This window comes from Pseudoflavonifractor sp. MSJ-37 (genome assembly GCF_018917965.1).
GTDB lineage: Bacteria > Bacillota > Clostridia > Oscillospirales > Oscillospiraceae > Pseudoflavonifractor_A.
Genome location: NZ_JAHLPP010000006.1, coordinates 99,529 through 125,701 on the forward strand (window position 1 = coordinate 99,529; position 26,173 = coordinate 125,701).

Sequence of the window (26,173 nt, forward strand, 5' to 3'; positions counted from 1 at the left end):
GAGACAGGACAGGATCCCAGATCGTCCGCGTGCCGGAGAGCTGAAATTTGTTTTGATTTTATAGTGCCATGATGCTATAATACTTTGAGTTGATAACTTCGGCTTCGATGCGGGCGCGCTAGGCGCCCGGACTTGACGAACAGATGACAGGCGGCGGTGGTATCCCAGGAGAGAGATCCCCACCGCCGTTTCGACGCCGGGCCCTGCCCCGGAGATGGAGATAGAAGGTGCGCTCTTGACAAAATATGTGATCCACGGCGGGAGACCGCTGTTCGGCGAGATCGCGATCAGCGGCGCAAAGAACGCTGCTGTGGCGATCATCCCCGCCACCCTGCTGGTAGACGGTGTCTGCCGCATCGAGAACATCCCCCAGATCAGCGATGTGACCCTGATCCTGAACATCCTCCAGGACTTGGGCGCAGACGTGCGCACGGTGGACCGCACCACCGTGGACATCGACTGCAGTCACATCCACAACGCCCCCGTGTCCGAGGCTCTGGCCCGGAAGATCCGTGCCTCCTACTACCTGATCGGTGCCCTGCTGGGCCGCTTCGGCAGCGCGGAGGTCCCCCCGCCGGGCGGGTGCGATCTGGGCGGCCGCCCCATCGACCAGCACATCAAGGGCTTCGTGGCCATGGGTGCCGAGGTGGATGTGAAGGGCGGCTATATCCACGCCGCCGCCAAGGACGGCCGGCTGAACGGCACCACGGTCTACATGGACATCGTGTCCGTGGGCGCCACCATGAACATCATGCTGGCCGCCGCGCTGGCCAAGGGCCTGACCATCATCGAGAACGCGGCCAAGGAGCCCCACATCGTGGATCTGGCCAACTTCCTGAACTCCATGGGCGCGGACATCATGGGCGCCGGCACCGATGTGATCAAGATCCGGGGCGTGGATCGTCTGGGCGGCGGCTCCTATTCCATCATCCCCGACCAGATCGAGGCGGGCACCTATATGGCGGCCACCGCCGCCGCCGGCGGCTCCGTCCTCATCAAGAACGTGATCCCCAAGCATCTGGAGTGTATCACCGCCAAGCTGGTGGAGATGGGCGTGGACATCGAGGAGCGGGACGACGCGGTCTTGGTCCGCCGGAACGGCCCCCTCAGCCGGGCCAACGTCAAGACCCTGCCCTATCCCGGCTTCCCCACCGATATGCAGCCCCAGATCGCCGCGGTGCTCTGTCTGGCCAAGGGGACCAGCGTGATCACTGAGGGCGTGTGGGACAACCGATACCGCTATGTGGACGAGTTCCGGCGGATGGGCGCCCAGATCCAGGTGGACGGCAAGATCGCCGTCATCGAAGGTGTGGAAAAGCTCACCGGGGCCCGGCTCCGGGCCTGCGACCTGCGGGCGGGCGCGGCCATGATCATCGCCGCTCTGGCCGCCCACGGCACCTCCGAGATCAGCAACATCCACCACATCGAGCGGGGCTATGAGGACATCGTCCGCAAGCTCTCCGGTGTGGGGGCCGACATCCGGGTGGTCATCACCCCCGACGAGGAGCAGAGCGAGGTCACGGCCGGCTGACGCCCCTCTCTCAATATGACGACACGGGCGGCGGATCATCCGCCGCCCTTCTTTTTGCTATCTTTATCCAACAGGAGCGCGATCGTTTTGCTGACACTCACCACTCTGGCCAGCGGCTCCAGCGGGAACGCCGCGCTGGTCTCCGAGGGCGGCACCCATATCCTCATCGACGCCGGGATCTCCGCCCGCCGGATCACCACTGCCCTCAAAGCGCTTGGCGTGGCCCCGGCAGACCTGGCCGCCGTGCTCATCACCCACGAACACAGCGACCACATCTCCGGCCTGGCCACCCTGAGCCGCCAGCTCCCCACGCCGGTCTACGCCAGCTATGGCACCGCCGGGACTCTGGTGGGGAAGCTCCCCGCCCTGGAAGGCCGGCTCTTCGGCTTCACGCCGGGGGAGTCCTTCCAGATCGGCCCCCTGACGGTAGAGACCTTCGCCACGCCCCACGACACCGCCCAGAGCAACGGCTATGCCGTCTCCGCCGGCGGCCGGAAGGCGGCGGTGGTCACCGATCTGGGCCATGTGACTGAGGCCGTCCAGCGGGGCATCGCCGGAGCCCATCTGCTGGTGGCGGAGACCAACCACGACATCGAGTGGCTCCAGTCCGGTCCCTATCCCTACTTCCTCAAGGAGCGGGTGCTGGGGGACTACGGCCATCTGTCCAACGAGGCCGGGGCGGAGCTGGTGTGCGAGGCGGCGGAGGATCAGGCCCGCACGCTGGTGCTGGCCCATCTCTCCAAGGAGAACGACACCCCCCAGCGGGCCTATGACACGGTGCGTCTGGCTCTGGAGCGCCGGGGGGCGGTCATCGGGAGCGACGTCCGGCTGGACGTGGCCCCCCGGTCCGAGAAGGGCCCCACCTACATCGTCTGACGACCCATCCATCCCAGGAACAGGAGGAACGCCATGCTCAGCGTCTATCTCATCTGCGTGGGCAAACTGAAGGAAAAGTTCTATCTGGATGCCTGCGCGGAGTATGTGAAGCGGCTGTCCGCTTACTGCAAGCTCCAGGTGCTCGAGCTGCCGGAGGAGCGTCTGCCTCCGGACCCCAGCCGGGGCCAGATCGATGCGGCGCTGGAGAAGGAGGCGGCGGCGATCCGGGCCAAGCTGCCCCCCAGTCCCCGCCTCATCCCCCTGTGCGTAGAGGGGAAGCTCCGCTCCAGTGAGGAGGTCGCGGCGATCTTAGAGGACTGCGCCGCCAGCTCGGCCAAGCATCTGGTGTTCCTGATCGGCGGGTCCTACGGGCTCCACCCCTCCATCAAGGCGGAGGCGTGGCTGAAGCTGTCCATGTCTCCCATGACCTTCCCCCACCACCTGGCCCGGGTCATGCTCCTGGAACAGATCTACCGGGGCTTCAAGATCGGCGAGGGGAGCAGCTATCACAAGTGACGGGCTCTGGACCGGTCCGTTCCCTCCTGGGCAGTGCCGGAGAGGATCCCACTGCATCGACCCAGTATCGGATCTTCGTCCAGAAGGCGGACCTGGAGGCCGCCCAGCAGGCGTGTCGGACGCACACGGTGTGGGACAAATAGATATCGACTGTGCATCCCCCTGACGGCATCGCCGTCGGGGGGATCTTTTATGCCCTTCTCCGGTGATGTCTGTTTCCCCGCCAACGGGGTGGGTGCGTTGTGTCCTCGCTTGCGCAGCCGTTGGCGGCTTTGCCGCCTTACGGATGCGGCATGCCCCTTGCGGGTGTGCGCAGGCCGCCTGCTCGGCGGGGGTCCCCTTTCCTTTTCTCCCGTGAGGAAAAAGAAAGGGGGGAAAGAAAAAGAACGCCAGAGGGGGCGGACCTCCCCTCTGGACACCACCTATGCGCTCGTCCTCTCCTCGTTCGGTCATGAAGGCCCTGTCCTCGTCTCGGACATCCTCTGATCGCGCGGAGCGCACGGCTGAAAGTCTATGGTGGGGCGTCGGGGACGCCGCCCCTATGGAGGTCTGGATGCACGAAACGCTCCCGTCCGATCCTGCCCTTCGAAGCGGCAGGCCATCTTGTCTTTTGAGCCGAAAAACGTCCGTCGGGAGCGCCAAGCGAACGTGTGTGTGCTGCCAGGCTCGCGCGGGCGCTGTTGCCTTCGAACGCCAGCCGGAGACGCATTGGGGGGAGTCCAGAGGGGGATCGACTGTCCCCCTCTGGCGGTCCTTTTTCTTTCCCCTGTTTCTTTTTCTGACGCTCAGAAAAAGAAATAGGGTCCCCGCCGGATAGGCGGCCCGCGCGGCGAGCGCATCCCCCATCTCCGCCCCGTGGGCGGACCATCCTCTTCCCGCTACGTCTGTCGTCCAAAACTTCCGATCCGCCCCCATCTGTTTTGTGGATCCTCACAAGATCATCTCCTCAGAGCGCCCCCGTGGCAAATTCCCCATTGACATTTCTCCTCCCGGTGGATACAATACGCTTAAATCATTTTAATTAAATTTATTTAACTAAAATGCCTCTCAATGACCGTATCAAACACCGGCACTGCCGTGAAAAAAGGAGTTTACTATGGATACCTTCGAGAAAGTCCGTGATATCATCGTTTCCAACCTGAGCTGTGACCCCGAGTCTGTGACTCTGGAGGCCAGCCTCACCGACGACCTGGAGCTGGACTCCCTGGACGCCGTGGACCTGAACGCCGCTCTGGAGGACGAGCTGGGCATCTCCATGCCCGACGAGGTCCTGAAGGACGTCAAGACCGTGGGCGACATCGTCCGCTACATCGACGCGCACAAGTAAGCCATGGAGCTCTCTGATATCTTCGCGCTGATGGACCGCTTCGAGCGTGGCTCTATCCAGCGCTTCGAGCTGGAGCAGGAGGACCTGCGCCTGGTGCTGGACAAGACCGTCCCCGCGGCGGTCCTGCCCGTCCAGGCTACGCCGGCCCCTCTGGCCCAGCCGGCCGCGCCGGCGGCTCCCGAGGAGGCCCCCGCTCAGAGCGAGGGCCCGGTGGTGAAGGCCCCTCTGGTGGGCACCTTCTACGCCGCCGCCTCCCCCGACGCCGCCCCCTTCGCCCCGGTGGGCGCCGCCGTGAAAAAGGGCGACACCCTCTGCATCCTGGAAGCCATGAAGATGATGAGCGAGGTCCCCTCCCCCATGGACGGCGTGATCGCCGAGGTGCTCGTCTCCGACGGCGAGCTGGTGGGCTTCGACCAGCCTCTCTTCCGCTTCAAGTAAGGAGGCCCCTCCCATGTTCAAACGCGTTTTGATCGCCAACCGCGGCGAGATCGCGGTGCGGGTCATCCGTGCCTGCCAGGAGCTGGGCGTGGAGACGGTGGCGGTGTACTCCACCGCCGACGCCGACTCCCTCCATGTCCAGCTGGCCGACCGGGCCGTGTGCGTGGGCCCCGCCAAGGCGGCGGAGAGCTATCTGGACCAGATGGCCATCCTCACCGCCGCGGTGGAGTCGGGCTGTGACGCCGTCCACCCGGGCTACGGCTTCCTGTCGGAGAACGACGAGTTCGCCGACCTGTGCGCCAAGTGCGGCCTCACCTTCATCGGCCCCACCGGAGACATGATCCGGAAGATGGGCAACAAATCTGCCGCCCGGGCCCTGATGAAGGCCAGCGGCGTCCCTGTGGTCCCCGGCTCGGACGGCCCTGTGGCCGACGCCGGGGCCGCTTTGGCTCTGGCCGAAGAAGTGGGCTGGCCCGTGCTCCTGAAGGCCAGTGCCGGCGGCGGCGGCCGGGGGATGCGCCGGGTGGATGCCCCGGAGGACCTGGAGCGCCTCTTCCACGAGGCCAAGAGCGAGGCCGAGGCCTGCTTCGGCAACGGTGAGCTCTATCTGGAGAAGCTGATCCTCTCCCCCCGGCACATCGAGTTCCAGATCCTGGCCGATCAGCGGGGCAATGTGATCCATCTGGGAGAGCGGGACTGCTCCATCCAGCGGAAAAATCAAAAGCTGGTGGAGGAATCCCCCTCCAAGGCTCTGGACCCCGCCCTGCGGGAACGGATGGGCGCCGCCGCCGTGGCCGCCGCCAAGGCCGCCGGCTATGTGAACGCCGGCACCGTGGAGTTCGTGCTGGCCGCAGACGGCACCTTCTGCTTCATCGAGATGAACACCCGGGTCCAGGTGGAGCACCCCGTCACCGAGATGGTCTCCGGCCTGGATCTGGTGAAGGAACAGCTCCGCGTCGCCGCGGGGCTCCCTCTCTCCCTGACCCAGGATCAGGTGCGGCTCACCGGCCACGCGCTGGAGTGCCGAATCAACGCGGAGGACTTCCGCCACGGCTTCCGGCCCTGCCCGGGAAAGACCGAGTTCCTCCATTTGCCCGGCGGCCCGGGCGTCCGGGTGGACACCATGCTCTACAACGGGTATGAGGTCAGCCCCTACTACGACTCTCTGGTCGCCAAAGTCATCGTCCACGCCCCCACCCGGCTGGAGGCCATCCGCCGGATGCGCCGCTGTCTGAGCGAGCTGATCGTGGAGGGCTACCCCACCACCGCCGACTTTGCCCATCTCCTGCTCTACCATCCCGACTTCGTCCGGGGCCGGTACGATACCGGCTTCCTGACGCAGCATATGGACGAGCTTCTGGCCTGGGACCGGGGGGAGGCCCCCCGACCCGCCGTGGAAGAAGGATGAACGTCCCCTGTTTTCTGATCCCTGTTATCGCTAAGGAGGCGAACGAGCCTTGAATCACCTGTTTCGCGCCCGGCGGGAGCGGCTGTCCAAGTTCCAGGCCCAGCGGGGCCTGCGGGAGAAGGCGGGCATCAAGCGGCCCGAGGCCGATCTCTTCGAGCAGTGCCCGGCCTGCTCCGCCCCGGTCTCCAAGCGGGACCTGGCCCGGGCCCTCTATGTCTGTCCCCAGTGCGGCCATCACCACCCGATCGGCGCCTATCTCCGCCTGTCCATGCTCCTGGATCCCCACAGCTTCCAGGAGCTGGACGAGCATTTCTCCCTGCCCAACGTACTGGGCTTCCCCGGCTTCGATGAGAAGCTGGAGAAGGTCCGCCGGGACACCGGCCTCACCGAGGGCGTCGTCACCGCCCGGGGCAAGATCGCCGGCCGGAGCGTGGTGGCCGCCGTGCTGGACAGCCGCTTCCTCATGGGCAGCATGGGCGCCGCCGTGGGCGAGAAGATCGCCCGGGCGGTGGAGCTGGCCCGGAAACAGCGGCTGCCCCTGATCATCTGCTCCGCCAGCGGCGGGGCCCGGATGCAGGAGGGCATCCTGTCCCTCATGCAGATGGCCAAGACCAGCGCCGCGCTGGAGCGCTTCTCTCAGGCGGGCGGGCTGTACATCTCCGTGCTGACCCACCCCACCACCGGCGGCGTCACCGCCTCCTTCGCCTCTCTGGGCGACTACACCCTGGCGGAGCCCGGGGCCCTGATCGGCTTCGCCGGTCCCCGGGTCATCGAGCAGACCATCGGTCAAAAGCTCCCCGAGGGCTTCCAGCGGTCCGAATATCTGGAGGAGCACGGCTTCGTGGACCAGATCGTCCCCCGGGCCAAGCTGCGGGAGACCATCCTCCAGCTGCTGAAGCTCCATGAGAAAGGGGGCCGCCTCCAATGATCCAGGAACTGGAACAGAAGATCGCCGCGCTGGATCAGGAACGGGCCGCGCTGGAGGGCCGGGAGGACGGAGCCGCCGTCCTCCGCCGCTCCCAGCTCCTGCGGGACCGTGCGGAGCTTCTGGAGGCCTGCCGGGACTGCGCCCCGGCGGACCGGGTCTATCTGGCCCGCCATGCCGGGCGCCCCGGCACGCTGGACTTCATCCAGCACCTCTTCACCGATTTCTTCCAGTGCAGGGGGGACCGCTCCTGCGGCGAGGACCCCAGCATCCTGGGCGGCGTGGCGCGGTTCCACGGCCTGCCCGTCACCGTGATCGGCCACCGGAAGGGGAAGGATCTGGAGGAGAACATGGCCTGCAACTTCGGGATGCCCTCCCCCGAGGGCTACCGGAAGGCCCAGCGCCTCATGCGGCAGGCCGAGAAGTTCCACCGGCCGGTCATCACCTTCGTGGATACCCCCGGCGCCTATCCCGGCCTGGAGGCCGAGGCCCACGGCCAGGGCGAGGCCATCGCCTCCAGCCTGGCCCTCATGTCCGCCCTGCGGGTGCCCGTCGTCACGGTGATCGCCGGCGAGGGCGGCAGCGGCGGCGCGCTGGCGCTGGCTGTGGCCAACAAGGTCCTCATGCTGGAGAACGCCGTGTACTCCGTCCTCTCCCCGGAAGGCTTCGCCTCCATTTTGTGGAAGGACGCCAGCCGCTCCGGTGAGGCCGCCGGCCTCATGAAGCTCACCGCCGCCGATCTGGTGGAGCTGGGCGTGGCCGATCAGATCGTGCCCGAGCCCCTGGGCGGCGCCCACCGGGACCCGGAGCAGGTCTATCAGGCGGTGGACAAGGCCCTCTATGCCAGCCTGGCCCAGCTCCTGAAGCTACGGGACCCGGCGGCCCATCGCTATCAGAAATTCCGTGCCATGGGCCTCAGCGCCCGGAAGGAGGCCCCATGAATCGAGGACTTCGATTCTGTTCGACCGCCCGGTGCGTACCGGAGCGGATCGTGACCAACGACGAGATGAGCCGGATTGTGGAGACCAGCGACGAGTGGATCCGCAGCCGCACTGGCATCGGCCAGCGCCATTTCTCCCGCGGGGAGACCGCCGTGGACCTGTGCGTCGGGGCAGGCCGTCTGGCCCTGGAGCGGGCCGGCGCGGCCCCGGACGAGGTGGCCGTCTGCGTGGTGGCCACCTGCACCCCCGACTACGCCTCCCCCTCCGACGCCTGTCTGGTCCAGGCCGCCCTCGGCCTGCCGGAGGACACCCCCTCCTTCGACGTGAGCGCCGGATGCACCGGCTTCCTCTACGGGCTGGAGACCGTCCGGGGCCTGCTGGCCCTGGCAGAGGGCAAAAAGAAGTACGCCCTGCTAATCGGCTGCGATCAGCTCAGCCGGATCCTGGATATGACCGACCGGAGCACCTGCGTCCTCTTCGGAGACGGAGCCGGCGCGGCTGTGGTGTGTCTGGAGGACCGGCTCTGGCACGCCGCCCTGGGCAGCCGGGGCACCGCCGCCCCCCTGTGGCTCAACGGCCCCGGTCCTGAGACCACCTATATCCACATGGACGGTCCCGCCGTCTACCGCTTCGCGGTGGAGGCCCTGCCCTCCTGCGTGCAGGACCTGCTGGCCAAGAGCGGCCTGACGCTGGATGACATCGACTGGATCGTCCCCCATCAGGCCAACCGCCGCATCATCGAGACGGCGGCCAAGCGCCTCCATGCGCCGCTGGACAAGTTCTATCAGAACATGGTCCGCTACGGCAACACCTCCGCCGCGTCGGTGCCCATCGCGCTGGACGAGATGGCGGAGCAGGGCCTGCTGGCGCGGGGACAGAAGATCGTCACCGTGGCCTTCGGCGCGGGTCTCACCTGGGGCGGCGCCCTGTTTGAGTGGTGACCACGCCCGGAAAGGAAGGAAACGACATGAAACTCAACGAGCTTTTGGGGACCGAGTTCCCCTTCATCCAGGGCGGCATGGCCAACATCGCCACCGGCGCCTTTGCCGCCGCCGTCTCCAACGCCGGCGCCCTGGGCCTGATTGGCGCGGGCGGCATGGCCCCGGAGTCCTTCCGGGAGCACATCCACCAGTGCCGGTCCCTCACCGACAAGCCCTTCGGCGTGAACATCATGCTCATGCACCCCAAGGCCGATGAACTGGCCAAGATCGCCGCCGAGGAGCGGGTGGCCGTGATCACCACCGGCGCGGGCAGTCCCGGCCCCTACGTCTCCATGTGGAAGGAGTCCGGAGCCAAGGTGTTCCCCGTGGTCTCCGCCGTGTCCCTGGCCAAAATGATGGCCAAAGCGGGCGTGGACGGCGTGATCGCCGAGGGCACCGAGAGCGGCGGCCATGTGGGCGAGACCACCACCATGGCGCTGGTCCCCCAGGTCTGCGACGCGGTGGACATCCCCGTGATCGCCGCCGGCGGCATCGCCGACGGCCGCCAGCTCCTGGCCGCCTATGCGCTGGGCGCCTGCGGCGCACAGCTGGGCACCTGCCTGCTGGTCAGCGAGGAGTGTCCCATCCATGAGAACTACAAGCAGGCCTTGCTCCAGGCCAAGGACCGCTCCACCGTGGTCACGGGCCGCTCCGTGGGCGCCCCCGTCCGGGTCATCAAGAACCAGATGACCAAGGACTATCTGGCCCATGAGAAGGCCGGCGCCGACAAGATGGAGCTGGAACAGTTCACACTGGGCAGCCTGCGGCGGGCCGTGTTCGACGGCGATACCCGCACCGGAAGCCTCATGGCCGGCCAGGTGGCCGGGATGCTCCACCAGATCCGCCCCCTGCGGGCCATCTTCGAGGAGCTCCAGGCCCAGGCCGTCCAGCGGCTGGAGGCCCTGAAGGCGGAATGAATCCGGAGCCCGCCGGACCAGGCCCCTGCGGGCCGAATGAAAAGGGCCCAGACGGGCGCCCCCTGCCTGTCGTCGGCCAGAGACCGGGCGGGTCCTGGATCCGCCCCCGCGAACGAGGTATCTGATATGAAGCTCGCTTTCCTATACGCCGGTCAGGGCGCCCAGCACGTGGGCATGGGCCGGGACTTCTATGACCGCTTTCCGCTCTTCCGGGACATCTTCGACCGCGCCCCGGTGGAGTTCGATCTGAAGGGCCTGTGCTTCGACGGTCCGGAGGAAGCGCTCTCCGACACTCGGTACACCCAGCCCTGCATGGTGGCCTTCGCCGCCGGCGTCACCGGCCTGCTCTATCAGGCCGGGATCCGGCCCTCCATGGCCGCCGGACTGAGTCTGGGCGAATACTCCGCTCTGATGGCCGCCGGGGCCCTGTCCCCCGAGGATGCCATCGCGCTGGTGGCCTTCCGGGGGAAGGCCATGGCCGAGGCCGTCACCGGCCGGCCCTGCGGCATGGCCGCCGTCCTGAGCCTGGACCGGGAGAAGCTCCAGACCGCCTGTGACGCCGCCGCTGACCTGGGGGTGGCCGAGATCGCCAACTACAACTGTCCCGGCCAGCTGGTCATCGCCGGCGACGCCGCCGCCGTGGACAAGGCCGGCGCGCTGGCCAAGGAGGCCGGAGCCCGCCGGGTGGTGCCTCTGAAGGTCAGCGGCCCCTTCCACACCTCCCTGATGGCCCCCGCCGGGGATGCCCTCCGGGAGAAGTTCCGCACGGTAGAGTTCCGTCCCATGGCCTTCCCCGTCCTTTTCAACTGCAAGGGCGATGTGATGGGCCCCGGGGACACGATCCCCGCCCTGCTGGAGCGGCAGGTCCAGTCCAGCGTCTATCTGGAGGATACCATCCGCCGTATGGCCGCGCACGGGGTGGACACCATCGTGGAGATCGGTCCCGGCAAGACCCTCTCCGGCTTCGTCCGCAAGACCGTGAAGGGCATCGACACCTACGCCATCGATACGGCGGAGGACCTGGACAAGGTCATCGCCGCCCTGAAAGGAGAAGGAGCATGAGCATGGAACTGACGGGCCGGGCCGCCCTCGTCACCGGCGGCAGCCGGGGCATCGGCCGGGCCGTGTGTCTGGAGCTGGCCCGGCAGGGCGCCCGCGTGGCCGTGAACTACGCCGGGAACGCTCAGGCCGCGGAGGATACCGCCGCCGCCTGCCGGGAGCTGGGCGCGGAGGCTTTCGCCATCCAGGCCGACGTGGCGGACGCCGCCGCCGTGGACGCCATGGTGAAGGAGGTCATCGGACGCTTCGGCGCCCTCCATATCCTGGTGAACAATGCCGGCATCACCCGGGACAAGCTGGCCCTCCAGATGAAGGAGGAGGATCTGGACGCCGTGCTGGACACCAACCTGAAGGGCGCGTTCCACTGCATGAAGGCGGCCTACCGTCCCATGATGAAGCAGCGCTATGGCCGCATCGTGAACCTGTCCAGCGTAGTGGGCCTCCGGGGCAACCCCGGACAGGCCAACTACGCCGCCAGCAAGGCCGGCCTCATCGGCATGAGCAAGTCCATCGCCAAGGAGCTGGCCAGCCGGAACGTGACCGTCAATTTGGTGGCCCCCGGCTTCATCGACACCGACATGACCGCCGTGCTCCCCGAGGCCGCCCGGGAAGCCCTGCTCAAGAGCATCCCCATGGCCCGTCTGGGCCAGCCCGAGGACGTGGCCCGGGCCGTGGCCTTCTTTGCCGCCGAGACGTCCGGCTACATCACCGGCCAGGTCCTCTGCGTGGACGGCGGCATGGCCGTATGACCGCCCCGCTTCCCGACCGCCACAGCCGGTCTCTATCTTAGGCTCCTGCCTGAAAGGAATCTGAACTATGGAAAAACGACGCGTCGTCATCACCGGCTTGGGGGCCGTCACCCCCATCGGCCGGACCGCCGGAGAGTCCTGGGCCGCCGCCAGGGCCGGCGTCTGCGGGATCGCCCCGATCCAGCAGTACGATACCTCGGACATGAAGGTCAAGCTGGCCGGTGAGGTCAGGGACTTCAACGCCGAGGACTATATGGAGCGCCGGGAGGCCCGGCGTATGGACCGCTTCACCCAGTTCGCCATGATCGCCGCCGCCGAGGCCATGGAGCAGAGCGGCCTGGATCTGGAGCGGGAGGATCCCGCCCGCATCGGCGTCATGGTGTCCAGCGGCATCGGCGGCATGAACACCATCCAGAACGAGTGCCACAAGGGCTTCGAGAAGGGCTTCGACCGGATCTCTCCCTTCTTCATCCCTATGATCATCCCTAACATGGCCGCGGGCCAGATCGCGATCCGGTACGGCCTGAAGGGCATGTGTACCTGTCCCGTGGCGGCCTGCGCCGGCGGCAGCAACGCCGTGGGCGACGCCTTCCGCCACATCCGGGACGGCTATGCCGAGGTCATGGTGTGCGGCGGCGCGGACTCCACCATCGCCGGCATGGGCGTGGGCGGCTTCACCAGTCTGCGGGCCGTGACCACCACCGACGACCCCAGCCGTGCCTCCATCCCCTTCGATCAGGAGCGCTCCGGCTTCGTCATGGGCGAGGGCGCCGGCATCCTGGTGCTGGAGGACTATGACCACGCCATGGCCCGGGGCGCGGAGATCCTGGGCGAGATCACGGGCTACGGCGCCAACTGCGACGCCCACCACATCACCGCCCCTTGCCCCGACGGCGCCGGCGCGGCGGCCTGCATGGGCCTGGCCCTCCAGGATGCGGGCATCGCCCCGGAGGAGCTGGACTACATCAGCGCCCACGGCACCTCCACCCCGCTGAACGACTCCGGCGAGACTCAGGCCGTCAAGACCGCCTTCGGCGGGCACGCCCGGAAGCTGATGATGAGCTCTGTCAAGTCCATGATGGGCCATCTGCTGGGCGCCAGCGGGGCGGTGGCCTCCATCCTCACCGTGCTGGCCCTGCGGGACCAGTTCGCGCCCCCCACGATCAACTACCGGGTCCCCGATCCGGCCTGCGATCTGGACGTGGTGCCCAACGTGGGCCGGGAGGCCCCGATCCGCAACGCCATGGTGAACGCCTTCGGCTTCGGCGGGCACAACGCCTGCCTGATCTTCAAACGCTGGGAGGGCTGAGGATGGAACTGGATATCAAGCAGATCATGGAGATCCTCCCCCACCGTCCGCCCTTCCTGCTGGTGGACAAGATCGTGGAGTGTGAGCCGGGCCAGTCCGCCAAGGGCATCAAGTGCGTCAGCATGAACGAGCCCTTCTTCCCCGGTCACTTCCCCGGCCAGCCGATCATGCCCGGCGTGCTGATCCTGGAGGCCCTGGCCCAGACCGGCGCGGTGGCGGCCCTGTGCCTGCCTGAGAACCGGGGGAAACTGGCGATCTTCGGCGGCGTGAAGAACTGCCGCTTCAAGAAGCAGGTGGTCCCCGGCGACGTGCTGGAGCTCTCCTGTGAGCTGACCGACAAGCGGGGCCCCATCGGCTACGGCAAGGCCGTGGCCCGGGTGGACGGCAAGATCGCGGTCCAGGCCGAGCTGACCTTCGTGATCCAGTAAGTTGGACTCGACTCCGCCGTCCGATCCTGTTATGATAGATAGCAGTAGAAATAAGACTGTGCGGAGGGATGAGCGATGCTGGACGAGACCTTCAACGACGTGTATACCAAGTTCAAGCTCCATTTTTACCGGACTGTCTTTTCCCGGTTCCAGGACCGGGAGGCCAGTCTCACCACGGTCGAGACCTTCTGTATGGAGATCATCATGGCCCTGGGACAGCCTACGATCAACGAGTTCGCGAAATTCGTGAACATCTCTCCGCCCAACGCGGCCTACAAGGTGAACAGCCTGATCCAGAAGGGGTATGTCCGCAAGGAACGCTCCCCAGAGGACAAGCGGGAGTATCACCTGCTGGTGACTCAGAAGTACATCGACTACTACAACATCAGTTACGGCTATCTCACCACGGTGATGGGCCGGATCAAGGAGCGCTTCTCCCCGGAAAAGACCCACCTGCTGGAGGAGATGCTGGGCGTCATCTCCAGAGAACTCATGCCTGAGATCGCCCTGCCGGACCACGGCGCGGCACAGGGCTGATCAAAAAAGACCGGACTCGTCTCGGCGGAGGCGGGGCCGGTCTTTTGTTCCGCCCAAGGGGCGGGACGGGGGTGTCCTCGCCGGACGGGCCGCCTATCCGGCGGGGACCCTATTTCTTTTTCTGGACGCCAGAAAAAGAAACAGGGGAAAGAAAAAGAACGCCAGAGGGGGACAGTCGATCCCCCTCTGGACTCCCCCCAATGCGTCCCCGGCCGGCATTCGAAGGAGACAGCGCCTGCGGGAGCCTGGCAGCACACACACGTTCGCCCGGCGCTCCCGACGGACGTTTTTCGACTCAAAAGACAAGATGGCTCCCCGCTTCGAAGGGCAGGATCAGACGGGAGCGCTCTGCGGATCCAGACCATCATAGGGGCGGCGTCCCCGACGCCCCTCGACAGGCTCTCGGTCGTGCGCTTCGCGCGATCAGAGGACGTCCGAGACGAAGCAAAGGCCTTTATGACAGAACGAGGAGAGAACGAGCGCATAGGGGGTGTCCAGAGGGGAGGTCCGCCCCCTCTGGCGTTCTTTTTCTTTCCCCCTTTCTTTTTTCTCACGCGAGAAAAAGAAAGGGAGCTCCCGCTGAGTAAGCGGCCCGTCCGGCGAGGACACAACGCACCCGCCCCGTGGGCGGAACAAATTCTATCAGCAGCTGCACATTTATCTGTCCTTTCTAAAAAGCTTTGTGAGGCCTCATTCTTTAGAAAGAAGGACGCATTTTATGAAGAAGCAGCCCATCGCAGCCATGCTCTGCTGTGGCACGATGCTGTCCGGCATAGCCGCCTGTACGGCGGCTGATGCGCCTACGGCCGCCCCCATGACGACGGTCTCTGCCTCTCCTGACGCATCCTCCGATCCTCTTTTCATCAGCGGAAAGCCTGGAGACATCTTCACCTCCGGCGATGTGGTCAAGGGCACCAATGTGACCATCGACGGCAAGACTTCCATCAACGTTTACAGCACCAACAAGTGGCCCGCCGGATGGTACTATGCCAACTTCACCAGCGGAAAGGCGAATATGAAGGGCACCAGCTCCTGCCGGGTCGCCTCCACGAAGGACGAACTGGATCTGTAAGTCCGTTCGCCTCCTGCCTCAGCGCTTGAAATGACCGTCCCCCGGAGAGCGGCTGCTCTCCGGGGGACTTTGTCTATCTATCCGCGCTCAACGACTGCCTTCTTCTCCCAGAAGTTCCCCCGCGATGGTCTCCGCGGTCTCCTCCACCCGCTGGAAATCCACATGGGGATTGTAGACCGCCTCCAGCGCATCGTGCTTGGCCTTGGCCTCGGCCATGGCCTCCACTGCCTCGGCAGTGAGGGCGTCCGCCACCTTCCGGGAGAAGCGGAGCCGGGTCCGGTCCCGGCGGAGGCGCTCCGGGTCCAGCATGGCGTCCAGCCGCAGACGGCGGTAGGGCCGCTTCCCCTCATAGGGCATCCCCGGCGTGCTGGACAGGAAGCCCACCCCCAGTCCGGGCAGGAACACATGGCGCAGACGCTCCGGGTCCATGGGGTCCGGGCAGACGATCACGTCATAGCCCGCCGCCGACGCTCCGGCGGCCAGACGGGCCAGGAGCGGATGGGCCAGCCCATAGCTGTCCCACACCTCATAGACCTTCCGGCACAGCGCGTCCGCCGTCCCGAAGAGGCACATGGGCCCCTGGCAGGTCACGGCGTCCAGCAACCGCCGGCAGATCTTCCCCGGCTCCCGGCCGGTGCGGCGGCACTCCCGGCTGAGGATCCCGGCCGCCCGCTTGTTCAGCCGGGCCTCCAGCTCCGGCGTCAGGAGCATGGACCGGATGTCGTCCTGGATCTGGGCGGCGGCGGAGAGACAGCGGTAAGCCCGGGCATAACAGTCGGGATAGCCCTCCATACAGGCGGCCAGCTCATCCCGCAGGGGCTTGAGGGCCGCCGTGTCATAGCAGGCCCCCAGGTCCACATAGCGCTCCATGGCCCCGGGACAGCGGGGCTCCACCACATGGGGCGCGGTGGCGTCCACCAGCGCCGCCTTCCGGTCCGGGAAGCGCACCGCGTCCAGCGACCCCGGATCCCCGGAACACAGGATGTACTCCACTGGATGGCCCGCCTCCTCCATGGCCTTGGCCACCCGGCGCATGAGGGTGGACTTCCCGCACCCGGGGCCGCCCTTGATGAGGAAATAGTCCTCGGTCTCCTCCGGCGGCATGAACTGATCATAGAGCGAGTAGAAGCCTGCGGGGGAATTGGCCCCCAGGAAAAAGCGGACCTGCGGTCTGTCTGCCATAAAAAGCCCTCCGTTTCGGCGATGATCGGTCGGTTTCTGACTCACCATATGCGGCAGGGGGCCGATCGGTCCGTATCCGGAGGCGAAAAAGAGCGCGGAGCAGGGCCGATGCCTGTCTCCGCGCTCTGGGCCGTCCTTCACTTTTTCTCCGCGTCCTGGGCGGCGATCCGCTCGGCCAGGTCGCTCAGATAGAGCCAGCGGTCCATCTTCTCCTCCAGCCGGGCCTCCAGTCCGGCCTGCTCCTCCTGGAGCCGCTGGAGGGCCACATAGTCGGTGGCGCACTGGGCCTGCTGGTCCTGGTTGTCCGCCAGCTGGGCCTCCAGCCCGGCGATGTCCGATTCGATCGTGTCGTAGTCCCGCTGTTCCTTATAGCTGAAGCGGAGCTTTTTCGGTCCGGCAGAGCGGGGGCGCTCCTTCTTCTCCTTCGGTCCCGCCGCCCGCTTCTCCGCCCGGCGCTTTTCAGCCAGGGCCGCCAGATAGTCGGTGTAGCCCCCCACATAGGGCAGGATGCGGCCGTCCCCCTCCACAGCGAAGATCCGCCGAGCGGTCTTGTCCAGGAAATACCGGTCGTGGGACACGGCCACCACCGCCCCCCGGAAGCCCTCCAGATAGTCCTCCAGGATGGTCAGGGTCTCGATGTCCAGGTCGTTGGTGGGCTCGTCCAGCAGGAGCACGTTGGGGGCCGCCGCCAGCACCGACAGCAGGAAGAGCCGCCGCTTCTCGCCGCCGGAGAGCTTGCCGATCGGGCTCCACTGCACATCGGCCGGGAAGAGGAACTGCTCCAGCAGCTGGGCGGCGGTGACGGTGCCCTCCGGGGTCTCGATCCGCTCGCCGATCTCCTTCACATAGTCGATCACCCGCATCTCCGGGTCCATGGGCGGGTTTTCCTGACAGAAGTAGCCGATCCGCACCGTCTCGCCCACAGAGATCGTGCCGGCGTCCGGCTGGATCCGCCCGGCGATCAGATCCAGCAGGGTGGATTTGCCGCTCCCGTTGGGGCCCACGATGCCGATCCGGTCGTCCCGCAGGAGATTGCAGTCGAAGTCCCGCAGGACCATCCGGCCCTCATAGGACTTGCAGACTCCCTTCAGCTCGATCGTCTTGCGGCCCAGGCGGCTGGAGATGGAGGACAGCTCCAGTGTGGACTTCTCCGCCGGTCCGGACTGCTCCTTCAGGGCCTCATAGCGCTCCAGACGCTCCCGGCTCTTGGTGCCCCGGGCGGTGGGGCCCTGCATGACCCACTGGTACTCCCGCCGGAGGATGGACTGGCGCTTGCGCTCGCTGGCCCGGGCGGACTCCTCCCGCTCGGCCTTCCGGCGGAGGAAGTCCTCGTAGCTCCCCTCATAGCCGTAGAGCTTCCCGCCGTCCACCTCGATCATCCGGTTCGTGACCCGCTCCAGGAAATAGCGGTCGTGGGTGATCATGACCAGCCCGCCGGAGAAGCTCTTGAGCCAGTCCTCCAGCCAGGCGGTCATCTCGCTGTCCAGATGGTTGGTCGGCTCGTCCAGGATCAGCACATCGCAGGGCCGGACCAGCGCCGCGGCCAGGGCCGCCCGCTTCCGCTGGCCGCCGGAGAGGCTCCCCATCCGCTGGTCGAAGTCAGAGACGCTCAACCGGTCCAGGATGGTCTTGGCCTCATATTCCGCCAGGGCCCGGGCGTCGGAGGACAGGCCCCGCAGGACCTGCTCCAGCACGGTGGCTTCCGGGTCGAAGTCCGGGCTCTGGGGCAGGTACTCCAGCCGCACGTTGGGGAAGCGCTGGACCGTTCCGGTCTCGGGCTCCTCCACTCCAGCCAGCATCCGCAGGAGGGTGGACTTGCCCGCGCCGTTGATGCCGACCACGCCCACCCGTTCGCCGGGTTCCAGATAGAAGGACACATGGTCCAGCAGGACCCGGGTCCCATACGTCTTGGTGATGTTTTCCGCAGACAACAGCATCGCTGAGATCGCTCCTTTTCGGCCCGCGGGCCGTCATGAGATCATTGGGCCGCCACGTTCTCCTTCCACCTGCCGGACAGGTAGAAGAGGACGATGACGACCAGAGAGCCGGCGGAGGCCACCGGGGCGCCCACGCCTACGCCCATCAGGCCCCAGCCCAGCGTCAGAGAGAACAGGACGCAGGCCGGGACCCGCAGGAGCAGGGCCGACATCATGTTGTTCATCAGAGAAAAGGTGGTGTGCCCGCTGGCGATGAACAGGCCGTTCACACAGAAGCACAGGGGCACGAAGAGATAGTCGAAGCAGAAGCTCTTCATGTACACCACGCCGTACTGGATCAGCTCCGGCTCCCGGTTGAAGAGGGCGATGATCTCCGCCGGGAACAGCCGGGCGATCAGGAAGATCAGCGCTGAGATCGCGAAGGCGATCCCCGTGCCGGTCCAGCAGGTCTTGACCGCCCGGTCCCACCGGTCCGCGCCGATGTTCTGGGCGCACACGGTGGAGATGGAGGCCCCCAAGGCCACGGCGGGCATGATGGCGAAGCCGTTGAACTTGGACACCACGCCCACGGCGGCCGAGGCGTTCACGCCGCCGATGTAGTTGGTCAGCACCGTGATGATCAGGAAGGAGAAGCTGGTCACGCCGTTCTGCACCGCGGAGGGCAGGCCCAGCCGGAAGATCCGGCCGATGTAGTGGGGATGGATCTTCAGGGAGCTGGGCTTGAAGTCGAACACGAACTCGTCCCGGGCCAGAGTGACCATACACAGCACCACGCTCAAGGCTTGGGAGAACACGGTGGCCAGCGCTGCGCCCAGGGCCCCCATTTTGAAGATGGCCACCAACACGAAGTCCAGCGCGATGTTGGTGACGCAGGCGATCAGCACGAAGTAGAAGGGGCGCTTGGAGTCGCCCATGCCCCGCTGGACGGCGCTGAGCACGTTGTAGGCGAAGATGAACAGGATGCCGGTACAGGTGACGGTGAGATACCGGTCCGCCTCGTCGAAGGCCTCCGCCGGGGTCTGGATCAGCTTGAGCACCGGCACCCGCAGGAAGATCATCAGCGCCGTGATGACCACGCCCGCGATCAGCAGAGTGGTCATCAGGGTGGCGGTGACCTCCTCCATGGCCTTCCGGTCCTTCCGGCCCATGGCCTGGGCGATCAGGATCGTGCCGCCGGTACACAGGCCCACCACGATGTTGGTGAGGATGAAGGTGATCTGACTGCCGATGTTCACGCCGGACATACTGATATTGTCGGCAAAATTGCCCACGATGAGCATATCCGCCACGCTGTACAGGGACTGGATCAGGTTGGATGCCAAAAAGGGCAGGGCGAACAGGATCAGCTGCCGCACCACGCTGCCCTCGGTCAGGTCCCGCTCATAGCGGCCCTTCGTCGGTCTCGACTCATCTGCCATAGAAGTCTCCTCGCTCCTTTTTCTCGTTCCTCGGTGTGTCACGGCGGATGGACCCAGAGAGCTGCCCGCCGTTGACGCTTATTTTTAAGCATAACACAGCGTGACCGGCCCTGTCCATCCCCCCGCTCCGCTTCGAAGCCACAGAATGTTCACATTTCCCCTATTGACTTTGCCGGGACAGGAGCGTAGAATACGTTAGCATATTGATGATAAGTATGCTGATGAAATAAAGGAGGTCGTCTCATGTCAGCACGCACTACGTCGAGCATCCTCTTCCACGCCCTCCACCGGGCCCATCAAAAGACGCTCCAGGCGGAGCTCGCCGCCCACGGGCTGGACGATCTGGGCTCCCCGCCGATCCTCTTCGTGATCCGGGACTGGGAGAAGACAGGCCGGCTGGCCTCGCAGAAGGAGCTGGCCGACGCCCTCCATATCTCGCCCGCCACCATGGCCGTGTCCCTCAAGTCTCTGGAACGGGGCGGCTATGTGGAAAAGCGGGGCGACCCCGCCGACCAGCGGTGCAAGCGGGTGGCCATCACCGAAAAGGGCCGCCGGGCTCTGGAGGCCTGCTCCGCCAGCTTCGACCAGGTGAACGCCCGGATGTTCGCCGGCTTCTCCGCCGAGGAACGGCGCCAGCTGGGGGAATACCACCAGCGGATGCTCCACAATCTGCTGGGGGACGCGGATCTGGAAGAGTTCTGCGGCCCCTGCGCCAAGAAGAAAGGATGAAACAGCGATATGTTCAAAAAGCTCCTGCCATATCTGGGCGAGTATAAGCGCTACGCGATCCTCACCCCGCTCACGGCAGTGTTGGAGGTGGCCTGTGAGCTGGCGCTCCCCCGCTTCATGGCGGCCATCGTGGACGTGGGCATCGTAGATCGGGACATGGCCTACATCCTCCAGATGGGCCTGTCCATGCTCCTGCTGGCCATGATCAGCATGACCTGCGGCATGTTCTGCGCCAAGTTCGCGGCGATCAGCGCCCAGGGCTTCGGCGCCAACCTGCGCCGGGGCCTGTTCGACAAGATCCAGGAGTTCTCCTTCGCCGACATCGACCGGTTCTCGTCGGCGTCCCTGATCACCCGGACCACCAACGACGTGAACGCCATCCAGATGATGGTGGCCATGGCTCTGCGCCTCCTGGTCCGCTCCGGCGTGATGCTGGTGGCGGCCCTGGCCGTGGCGGTGAGCATCAACGCCCAGCTCACGCTGGTCATGGCGGTGATCATCCCCCTGATGGCCCTGGCCATCGGCCTGCTCATGAAGGTCTGCAGCAAGCTCTTCGAGGCCATGCAGAGGCGGATCGACGACCTGAACAACACCACCCAGGAGAACCTGGTGGCCATCCGGGTGGTGAAGGCCTTCGTCCGGCAGTCCCACGAGAAGCTCAAGTTCCAGAAGGCCAATGACGCCCTGACCAAGGCCACCACCAAGGTGGACATGACCGTGATCCTCATGATGCCCCTCATGACGCTGAGCATGAACGCCGCCACGGCGGGCGTGCTGTGGATCGGCGGCGGCCAGGTCATGGGCGGCTCCATGCTGATCGGCGACCTGAGCTCCTTCCTGACCTATATCTTCCAGATGCTCATGAGCGTCATGATGCTGTCCATGAGTCTGCTCCAGCTCTCCCGCGCCGTCGCCTGCGGCCACCGCATCCTGGAGGTGCTGGAGACGGAGCCCTCCATCCGGGACGGCGCCCGGAAGGAGCTCCCCGCGCCCCGGGGCGAGGTGGAGTTCCGGGACGTGTCCTTCAAGTACCAGTCCAGCGGCTCCGGCGACGACGTGCTGGAGCATCTGGACCTCCATGTGGCCCCCGGCGAGTTCGTGGCCATCGTGGGCGGCACCGGCACCGGCAAGTCCTCTCTGGTGAACCTGATCCCCCGGTTCTATGACGCCGCCGCCGGCGCGGTGCTGGTGGACGGCGTGGATGTGCGGGAGTACCCTCTGGATGATCTCCGGGCCCGGATCGGCATGGTGCTCCAGAAGAACGTGCTCTTCTCCGGCACCATCCGGGAGAACCTGCTCTGGGGCCGTCCCGACGCCACGGAGGAGGAGATGATCCAGGCCGCCAAGAGCGCCCAGGCCTACGACTTCGTCATGGGCTTGCCCGACGGGTTCGACACCATGCTGGACCAGGGCGGTACCAATGTGTCCGGCGGCCAGAAGCAGCGCCTGTGCATCGCCCGGGCCATGCTCCGCCGCCCCTCCATCCTGATCCTGGATGACTCCACCTCCGCTGTGGACTCCACCACGGAGGCCCTGATCCGGGAGTCCTTCAAGAAGGACCTGGCGGGCACCACCGTCATCATCATCGCCCAGCGGATCAGCTCGGTGCAGTACGCCGACCGGATCGTCGTGCTGGACGACGGCAGGATAAACGCCGTCGGCACCCATGAGGAGCTGATGGCCTCCAACCAGATCTATCAGGAGATCTACCAGTCTCAGCAGGAAGGAGTGAAGGGCTGATGGCAGAGAACAAGAACAACATCCCCAAGGGCGGTCCTGGCCACGGCCGCCGGGGCGGCTTCGACAAGCCCAAGGACCTGAAAAAGACGGTCTCCCGTCTGCTGGGCTATCTCACCCGGTCCAAGTGGCCTCTGGTGCTGGTCCTGCTATGTCTGCTCACCTCGGTGGGCACCAACATCGGCGGCTCCAGCTTCGTGAACCTGGTCATCATCAACAACATCGCCTATGGCGGATACAGCAGTCCTGCCGGTCTGATCGCGGACCTCCTGAAGCTGGTCGGCATCTATCTGATCGGCGTGGCGGCGGTATATGCTCAGTCGGCCATCATGGTCCAGCTGGCCCAGCGGGGCACCAACCGGCTCCGCAAGGACCTGTTCGACCATCTCCAGAGCCTGCCCCTGTCCTATTTCGACAAGCACACCCACGGTGAGCTCATGAGCCGCTTCACCAACGACGCGGACAACGTCCAGCTGGCGCTGGAGCAGAGCCTGGTGTCCATGATCTCCAGCGGCATCATGTTCGTGGGCCTGGTGGTGGTCATGCTGGTGGTGAGTCCCCTGCTCTTCCTGGTGTCGGTGCTGACTCTGGGCGCCACCTTCCTGGTGTTCAAGGTGTTCGGCGGCAAGAGCCGCCGGTACTACAAGGCCCAGCAGGACGCCCTCGGCCAGGTCAACGGCAACATCCAGGAGACCATCGAGGGCCTGAAGGTCGTCAAGGCATTCACCCATGAGGAGCAGGCCAAGGCCCAGTTCAAGGGTCTGAACGACAGCTACCGGGACGTGGCCACCGCCGCCAACTTCTACTCCACGGCGGTCATGCCCATCTCCATGAACATCATGAACGTGGGCTATGCCCTCACCGCCGCCTTCGGCGGGGCCCTGTCCATCGTGGCAGGCTTCAAGCTGGGCTCCTTCACCCTGTATCTGGGCTACTGCCGCCAGATCGGTCAGCCCCTGAGCCAGCTCTCCCAGCAGCTCACCACCATCCTCTCCGCCCTGGCCGGCGCCGAGCGCATCTTCGACGCCATGGACGCCGAACCCGAGGAGGATCAGGGCGTGGTGACGCTGGTGCCCGCGGAGCGGGACGCCAACGGCGCGCTCTCCGTCCAGACCGGCGGCGGCCGGCCCCACGCCTGGGCCTGGAAGACTCCCCGCACCGCCGTCATGCATCTGGTGCCCGTCCTCAAGGAGGGCAAGGATCTGGTAGAACTTGGTCAGGCGGTCCGCACGGAGCAGGGCCTCAAGCTCCTGCCGCCCCATGAGGACGGCGACGGCATCTGGGTCCGGGTAGAGCCGGACGGCCGCCTCACCGAGGTGGAGGACCTGTCCACCCTGGCCGGCCATGGCTGGGCCTGGAGCTACCCGGACAAGGCGGGCCATAAGACGCTCCATCTGGTCCGGGGCGCGGTCCGCAACGTGCCTGGCGAGGACCACTACCTCACCGAATTGAAGGGCGCGGTGCGTTTCACCGATGTGGACTTCTCCTACGTCCCCGGCAAGCGGATCCTGAAGCACATCAGCGTCTACGCCAACCCCGGCCAGAAGATCGCCTTCGTGGGCTCCACCGGCGCAGGCAAGACCACCATCACCAACCTGATCAACCGGTTCTATGAGATCGAGGGCGGCATGATCACCTTCGACGGAATCGACGTCCACGCCATCCGCAAGGACGACCTGCGCCACGCGCTGGGTGCGGTGCTCCAGGACACCCATCTCTTCACCGGCACGATCATGGACAACATCCGCTACGGCCGTCTGGACGCCACCGACGAGGAGTGCATCCAGGCCGCCAAGATCGCCAACGCCCACTCCTTCATCCGGCGTCTGCCCGACGGGTATGACACCTTCGTCACCGGCGATGGCGGCAACCTGAGTCAGGGCCAGCGCCAGCTGCTGGCCATCGCCCGGGCGGCGGTGGCGGATCCCCCCGTCATGATCCTGGACGAGGCCACCTCCTCCATCGACACCCGGACGGAGGCCCTGATCTCCAAGGGCATGGACGCCCTGATGGAAGGCCGGACGGTGTTCGTGATCGCCCACCGGCTGTCCACGGTCCGCAACTCCGACTGCATCGTGGTCATCGAGCACGGCGAGATCGAAGAGAAAGGCTCCCATCAGGAGCTCCTGGACCAGAAGGGCCGCTACTATCAGCTGTATACAGGCCAGTTCCAGCTCACCTGAGCCGGGACGGGACCAGACGCGAAAAGACCCGCCGGATGGCGGGTCTTTTGCTCAGCGTGTCGAAAAAATTCGACCCGCTTCTCAGAAATGGCAAAGCCATTTCTTCGATGGGATGCAGGCCGCCGCGCGCACTCGCTTTGCTCGCACACTAGCGGCCTGAAAAGAGTTTTTTCTGAGGCGCATGTCCTCAGAAAAAACGCCTTACATCTCATTCCGTCACCTGCGGGTGACGGAATTCTGCGAGGCTCTTGCATCGCTCAACGTGAGGAATGACTTTTTTGACCGTCTGGCGAAAAGGCCCGCCGGATGGCGGGTCTTTTCCTGTATCTGTCGTATATTTAGGGGATACCGGGTGAGGCCCGGCCGCTCACTCCCCGTCCTTAGACACGTCCGCGAAGCGGGCGCGGGCCTGCTTGGCCAGAGCCTGGGGAGAGAGCTCCACCTGGGCACCGATCCGGCCGGCACTGACGACCATGGTCTCCAGCCCCTGCGCCCGCTCGTCCAGGAACGTCTTGAACGGCTTCTTCATCCCCAGCGGAGAACATCCCCCGTGGATATACCCGGTCAGGGGCAGCAGCTCCGCCTGACGGATCATGGCCACAGACTTCTCCCCGGCGGCCTTGGCGGCGGCCTTCAGATCCAGCGTCCGCAGGACGGGGATCACGAACACATAGTGGTTTTTGGAGGCCCCCACCGTCACCAGCGTCTTGAACACCTGCCCGGGGTCCCGGCCGATCAGGCCGGCCACGGTGGCGCCGTCCACCGCCCCGTCCGGGGAGGCGTAGTGATGGGGCGTGTAGGGCACCTTCCGCTGGTCCAGCAGGCGCATCACGTTGGTCTTTTCTTCTGCCATAGCGATCCATTCCCTTCCTTGGGTCATCCTTGCATTTCCCCATCAACTGGGGTATGCTTGAAGCGAGCCTACGGGCTCATTTTCTGATATCTATCATACCATACCACGATCGCCGCCCCGTTTCAAACAGATCGTTCCACCGGAGGCCGCCGCGGTGTGCAAAAGGAGCTGGACCACATGGACAAAGACTGGAGCGAGAAGCCGATCGTATTGGTGGGGGCTGGGGCCCTGGGCATCCTCTTCGGGGAGAAGCTCACCGCCGCCTATGGCCGGGAGCGGGTGGCCTTCGCCGTGGACCCGGAGCGGGCCCGCCGCTACGCGGCCGCCGAGTTCACCTGCAACGACCGCCCCTGCGGCTTCCATTTTTTGACGGATATAGACACTTCCCCTAAGGCCGGCCTGCTGATCTTCGCCGTGAAGGCCACCGGGCTGGAGGCCGCTGCCGCGCTGGTGGAGCCGCTGGTAGGGCCGGACACGGTGATCGTCTCCACCCTGAACGGCGTGTCCAGCGAGGGGATCATCGGGGACGTCTGCGGGGCGGACAAGGTCCTCTACTGCGTGGCCAAGGGCATGGACGCGGTGCGGGAGGGCACTCATCTCCACTACTCCTCTCCCGGCTGTCTCCTGCTGGGCGAGAAGGACCGGAGCCGCTCCCCCCGGCTGGCGGCGGTGGTAGCGCTGCTGGAGGGCGCTGGCATCGCCTGCGAAGAGCCGGCAGATATCCTCCACGCCCAGTGGAGCAAGCTGATGGTGAACACCGGGGTCAATCAGACCTGCGCCCTGTATGACATCCCCTACCGGGGCGTGCAGGTCCCCGGTGAAGCCCGGGACACCATGATCGCCGCCATGGAGGAGGTCCGGACGGTGGCCGCCGCCGAGGGCACGCCCATCACCGATGCGGAGCTGGCGGACTGGCTCAAGGTCATCGACGGCTTCGGCCCGGACAATATGCCCTCCATGCGGCAGGATATGCTGGCCCGCCGGCCCACGGAAGTGTCCCTCTTCGCCGGGACCATCCGGGCCCTGGGGAAAAAGCATCATATCCCCACCCCCGTAAACGACCGGCTCTGGACCGGGATCAGGACCGCAGAGGCCCAGTTCTAAGGCAAATTTTCCACAGC

Annotated in this window: 25 protein-coding genes; 21 read left to right on the forward strand and 4 right to left on the reverse strand. The window is 65.8% G+C overall.

Annotated features, from left to right (window positions below):
• The first annotated feature begins 235 nt into the window (after positions 1-235).
• The 17 genes from KQI12_RS11245 (at position 236) to KQI12_RS11325 (ending at position 15,013) form a co-directional block, all read left to right on the forward strand.
• Positions 236-1,531 (forward strand): UDP-N-acetylglucosamine 1-carboxyvinyltransferase, encoded by a 1,296-nt coding sequence (locus KQI12_RS11245; protein WP_216573423.1) that lies wholly within the window; start codon positions 236-238, stop codon positions 1,529-1,531.
• Positions 1,532-1,618: 87 nt separating this feature from the next.
• Positions 1,619-2,407 (forward strand): MBL fold metallo-hydrolase, encoded by a 789-nt coding sequence (locus tag KQI12_RS11250; protein WP_216573425.1) that lies wholly within the window; start codon positions 1,619-1,621, stop codon positions 2,405-2,407.
• Positions 2,408-2,440: 33 nt separating this feature from the next.
• Positions 2,441-2,923: a 23S rRNA (pseudouridine(1915)-N(3))-methyltransferase RlmH gene (locus KQI12_RS11255; RefSeq protein WP_216573427.1), complete on the forward strand. Its 483-nt coding sequence runs from the start codon at positions 2,441-2,443 to the stop codon at positions 2,921-2,923.
• Positions 2,920-3,066 carry a hypothetical protein gene (locus KQI12_RS11260; RefSeq protein WP_216573429.1) on the forward strand — a complete coding sequence of 49 codons (147 nt, stop codon included), beginning with the start codon at positions 2,920-2,922 and terminating at the stop codon, positions 3,064-3,066. Before KQI12_RS11255 ends, KQI12_RS11260 begins: the two co-directional genes overlap by 4 nt.
• Positions 3,067-4,019: 953 nt before the next feature.
• Entirely contained in the window at positions 4,020-4,250 is a 231-nt protein-coding gene (gene acpP / locus KQI12_RS11265) for an acyl carrier protein (RefSeq protein ID WP_216573430.1), read from the forward strand.
• 3 nt (positions 4,251-4,253) lie between these two features.
• Positions 4,254-4,688 (forward strand): acetyl-CoA carboxylase biotin carboxyl carrier protein, encoded by a 435-nt coding sequence (gene accB, locus KQI12_RS11270; RefSeq protein ID WP_216573432.1) that lies wholly within the window; start codon positions 4,254-4,256, stop codon positions 4,686-4,688.
• A 13-nt stretch (positions 4,689-4,701) separates the two neighbouring features.
• On the forward strand, positions 4,702-6,096 hold the full coding sequence (gene accC, locus KQI12_RS11275; protein WP_216573434.1) for an acetyl-CoA carboxylase biotin carboxylase subunit: 1,395 nt from the start codon (positions 4,702-4,704) through the stop codon (positions 6,094-6,096).
• 49 nt (positions 6,097-6,145) lie between these two features.
• The gene (accD, locus tag KQI12_RS11280) at positions 6,146-7,024 is read left to right on the forward strand and encodes an acetyl-CoA carboxylase, carboxyltransferase subunit beta (protein ID WP_253291051.1); all 879 of its coding nucleotides are present in this window, start codon (positions 6,146-6,148) and stop codon (positions 7,022-7,024) included.
• Positions 7,021-7,962, forward strand: a complete 942-nt coding sequence (locus KQI12_RS11285) for an acetyl-CoA carboxylase carboxyltransferase subunit alpha (RefSeq protein ID WP_216573436.1) — start codon at positions 7,021-7,023, stop codon at positions 7,960-7,962. The genes accD and KQI12_RS11285 overlap by 4 nt, the downstream gene beginning before the upstream one ends.
• The gene (locus KQI12_RS11290; RefSeq protein ID WP_216573438.1) at positions 7,959-8,903 is read left to right on the forward strand and encodes a beta-ketoacyl-ACP synthase III; all 945 of its coding nucleotides are present in this window, start codon (positions 7,959-7,961) and stop codon (positions 8,901-8,903) included. The genes KQI12_RS11285 and KQI12_RS11290 overlap by 4 nt, the downstream gene beginning before the upstream one ends.
• Before the next feature lie 26 nt (positions 8,904-8,929).
• Positions 8,930-9,859, forward strand: a complete 930-nt coding sequence (locus KQI12_RS11295; protein ID WP_216573440.1) for a nitronate monooxygenase — start codon at positions 8,930-8,932, stop codon at positions 9,857-9,859.
• A 126-nt stretch (positions 9,860-9,985) separates the two neighbouring features.
• On the forward strand, positions 9,986-10,921 hold the full coding sequence (gene fabD / locus KQI12_RS11300) for an ACP S-malonyltransferase (RefSeq protein WP_216573442.1): 936 nt from the start codon (positions 9,986-9,988) through the stop codon (positions 10,919-10,921).
• Between the two features lie 2 nt (positions 10,922-10,923).
• Entirely contained in the window at positions 10,924-11,667 is a 744-nt protein-coding gene (gene fabG / locus KQI12_RS11305) for a 3-oxoacyl-[acyl-carrier-protein] reductase (protein WP_216573520.1), read from the forward strand.
• Positions 11,668-11,734: 67 nt separating this feature from the next.
• Positions 11,735-12,976, forward strand: a complete 1,242-nt coding sequence (gene fabF, locus KQI12_RS11310; RefSeq protein WP_216573444.1) for a beta-ketoacyl-ACP synthase II — start codon at positions 11,735-11,737, stop codon at positions 12,974-12,976.
• Between the two features lie 2 nt (positions 12,977-12,978).
• Positions 12,979-13,404: a 3-hydroxyacyl-ACP dehydratase FabZ gene (gene fabZ, locus KQI12_RS11315; protein WP_216573446.1), complete on the forward strand. Its 426-nt coding sequence runs from the start codon at positions 12,979-12,981 to the stop codon at positions 13,402-13,404.
• A gap of 75 nt (positions 13,405-13,479) precedes the next feature.
• Positions 13,480-13,941: a MarR family winged helix-turn-helix transcriptional regulator gene (locus KQI12_RS11320; protein WP_216573448.1), complete on the forward strand. Its 462-nt coding sequence runs from the start codon at positions 13,480-13,482 to the stop codon at positions 13,939-13,941.
• 718 nt (positions 13,942-14,659) lie between these two features.
• The gene (locus KQI12_RS11325; protein ID WP_216573450.1) at positions 14,660-15,013 is read left to right on the forward strand and encodes a hypothetical protein; all 354 of its coding nucleotides are present in this window, start codon (positions 14,660-14,662) and stop codon (positions 15,011-15,013) included.
• 87 nt (positions 15,014-15,100) lie between these two features.
• Here the strand turns inward: KQI12_RS11325 and KQI12_RS11330 are convergent, their stop codons facing one another.
• The 3 genes from KQI12_RS11330 to KQI12_RS11340 all read right to left on the reverse strand — a co-directional run bounded on the left by KQI12_RS11330 (position 15,101) and on the right by KQI12_RS11340 (position 19,550).
• The gene (locus KQI12_RS11330; RefSeq protein ID WP_253291053.1) at positions 15,101-16,195 is read right to left on the reverse strand and encodes a hypothetical protein; all 1,095 of its coding nucleotides are present in this window, start codon (positions 16,193-16,195) and stop codon (positions 15,101-15,103) included.
• Positions 16,196-16,332: 137 nt separating this feature from the next.
• Positions 16,333-18,132: an ABC-F family ATP-binding cassette domain-containing protein gene (locus KQI12_RS11335; protein WP_216573452.1), complete on the reverse strand. Its 1,800-nt coding sequence runs from the start codon at positions 18,130-18,132 to the stop codon at positions 16,333-16,335.
• Positions 18,133-18,173: 41 nt separating this feature from the next.
• Complete coding sequence (locus KQI12_RS11340; protein ID WP_216573453.1) at positions 18,174-19,550, reverse strand: MATE family efflux transporter; 1,377 nt, start codon at positions 19,548-19,550, stop codon at positions 18,174-18,176.
• Between the two features lie 243 nt (positions 19,551-19,793).
• On the opposite strand from KQI12_RS11340, the gene KQI12_RS11345 reads away from it, so the two are divergent.
• Genes KQI12_RS11345 through KQI12_RS11355 form a run of 3 tightly spaced genes read left to right on the forward strand, consistent with a single transcriptional unit; the run spans position 19,794 to position 24,199 of the window.
• On the forward strand, positions 19,794-20,279 hold the full coding sequence (locus KQI12_RS11345; protein ID WP_216573455.1) for a MarR family winged helix-turn-helix transcriptional regulator: 486 nt from the start codon (positions 19,794-19,796) through the stop codon (positions 20,277-20,279).
• Between the two features lie 9 nt (positions 20,280-20,288).
• A complete protein-coding gene (locus KQI12_RS11350; protein ID WP_216573457.1) occupies positions 20,289-22,019 on the forward strand; it encodes an ABC transporter ATP-binding protein in 1,731 nt (576 codons plus the stop codon).
• Positions 22,019-24,199: an ABC transporter ATP-binding protein gene (locus tag KQI12_RS11355; RefSeq protein WP_216573459.1), complete on the forward strand. Its 2,181-nt coding sequence runs from the start codon at positions 22,019-22,021 to the stop codon at positions 24,197-24,199. The genes KQI12_RS11350 and KQI12_RS11355 overlap by 1 nt, the downstream gene beginning before the upstream one ends.
• 367 nt (positions 24,200-24,566) lie before the next feature.
• On the opposite strand, the gene ybaK is transcribed toward KQI12_RS11355, so the two are convergent.
• Positions 24,567-25,052: a Cys-tRNA(Pro) deacylase gene (gene ybaK / locus KQI12_RS11360; protein WP_216573461.1), complete on the reverse strand. Its 486-nt coding sequence runs from the start codon at positions 25,050-25,052 to the stop codon at positions 24,567-24,569.
• Between the two features lie 177 nt (positions 25,053-25,229).
• Between ybaK and KQI12_RS11365 the strand changes: the two genes are divergently transcribed.
• Complete coding sequence (locus KQI12_RS11365) at positions 25,230-26,156, forward strand: ketopantoate reductase family protein (protein ID WP_216573463.1); 927 nt, start codon at positions 25,230-25,232, stop codon at positions 26,154-26,156.
• Positions 26,157-26,173 lie beyond the last annotated feature (17 nt).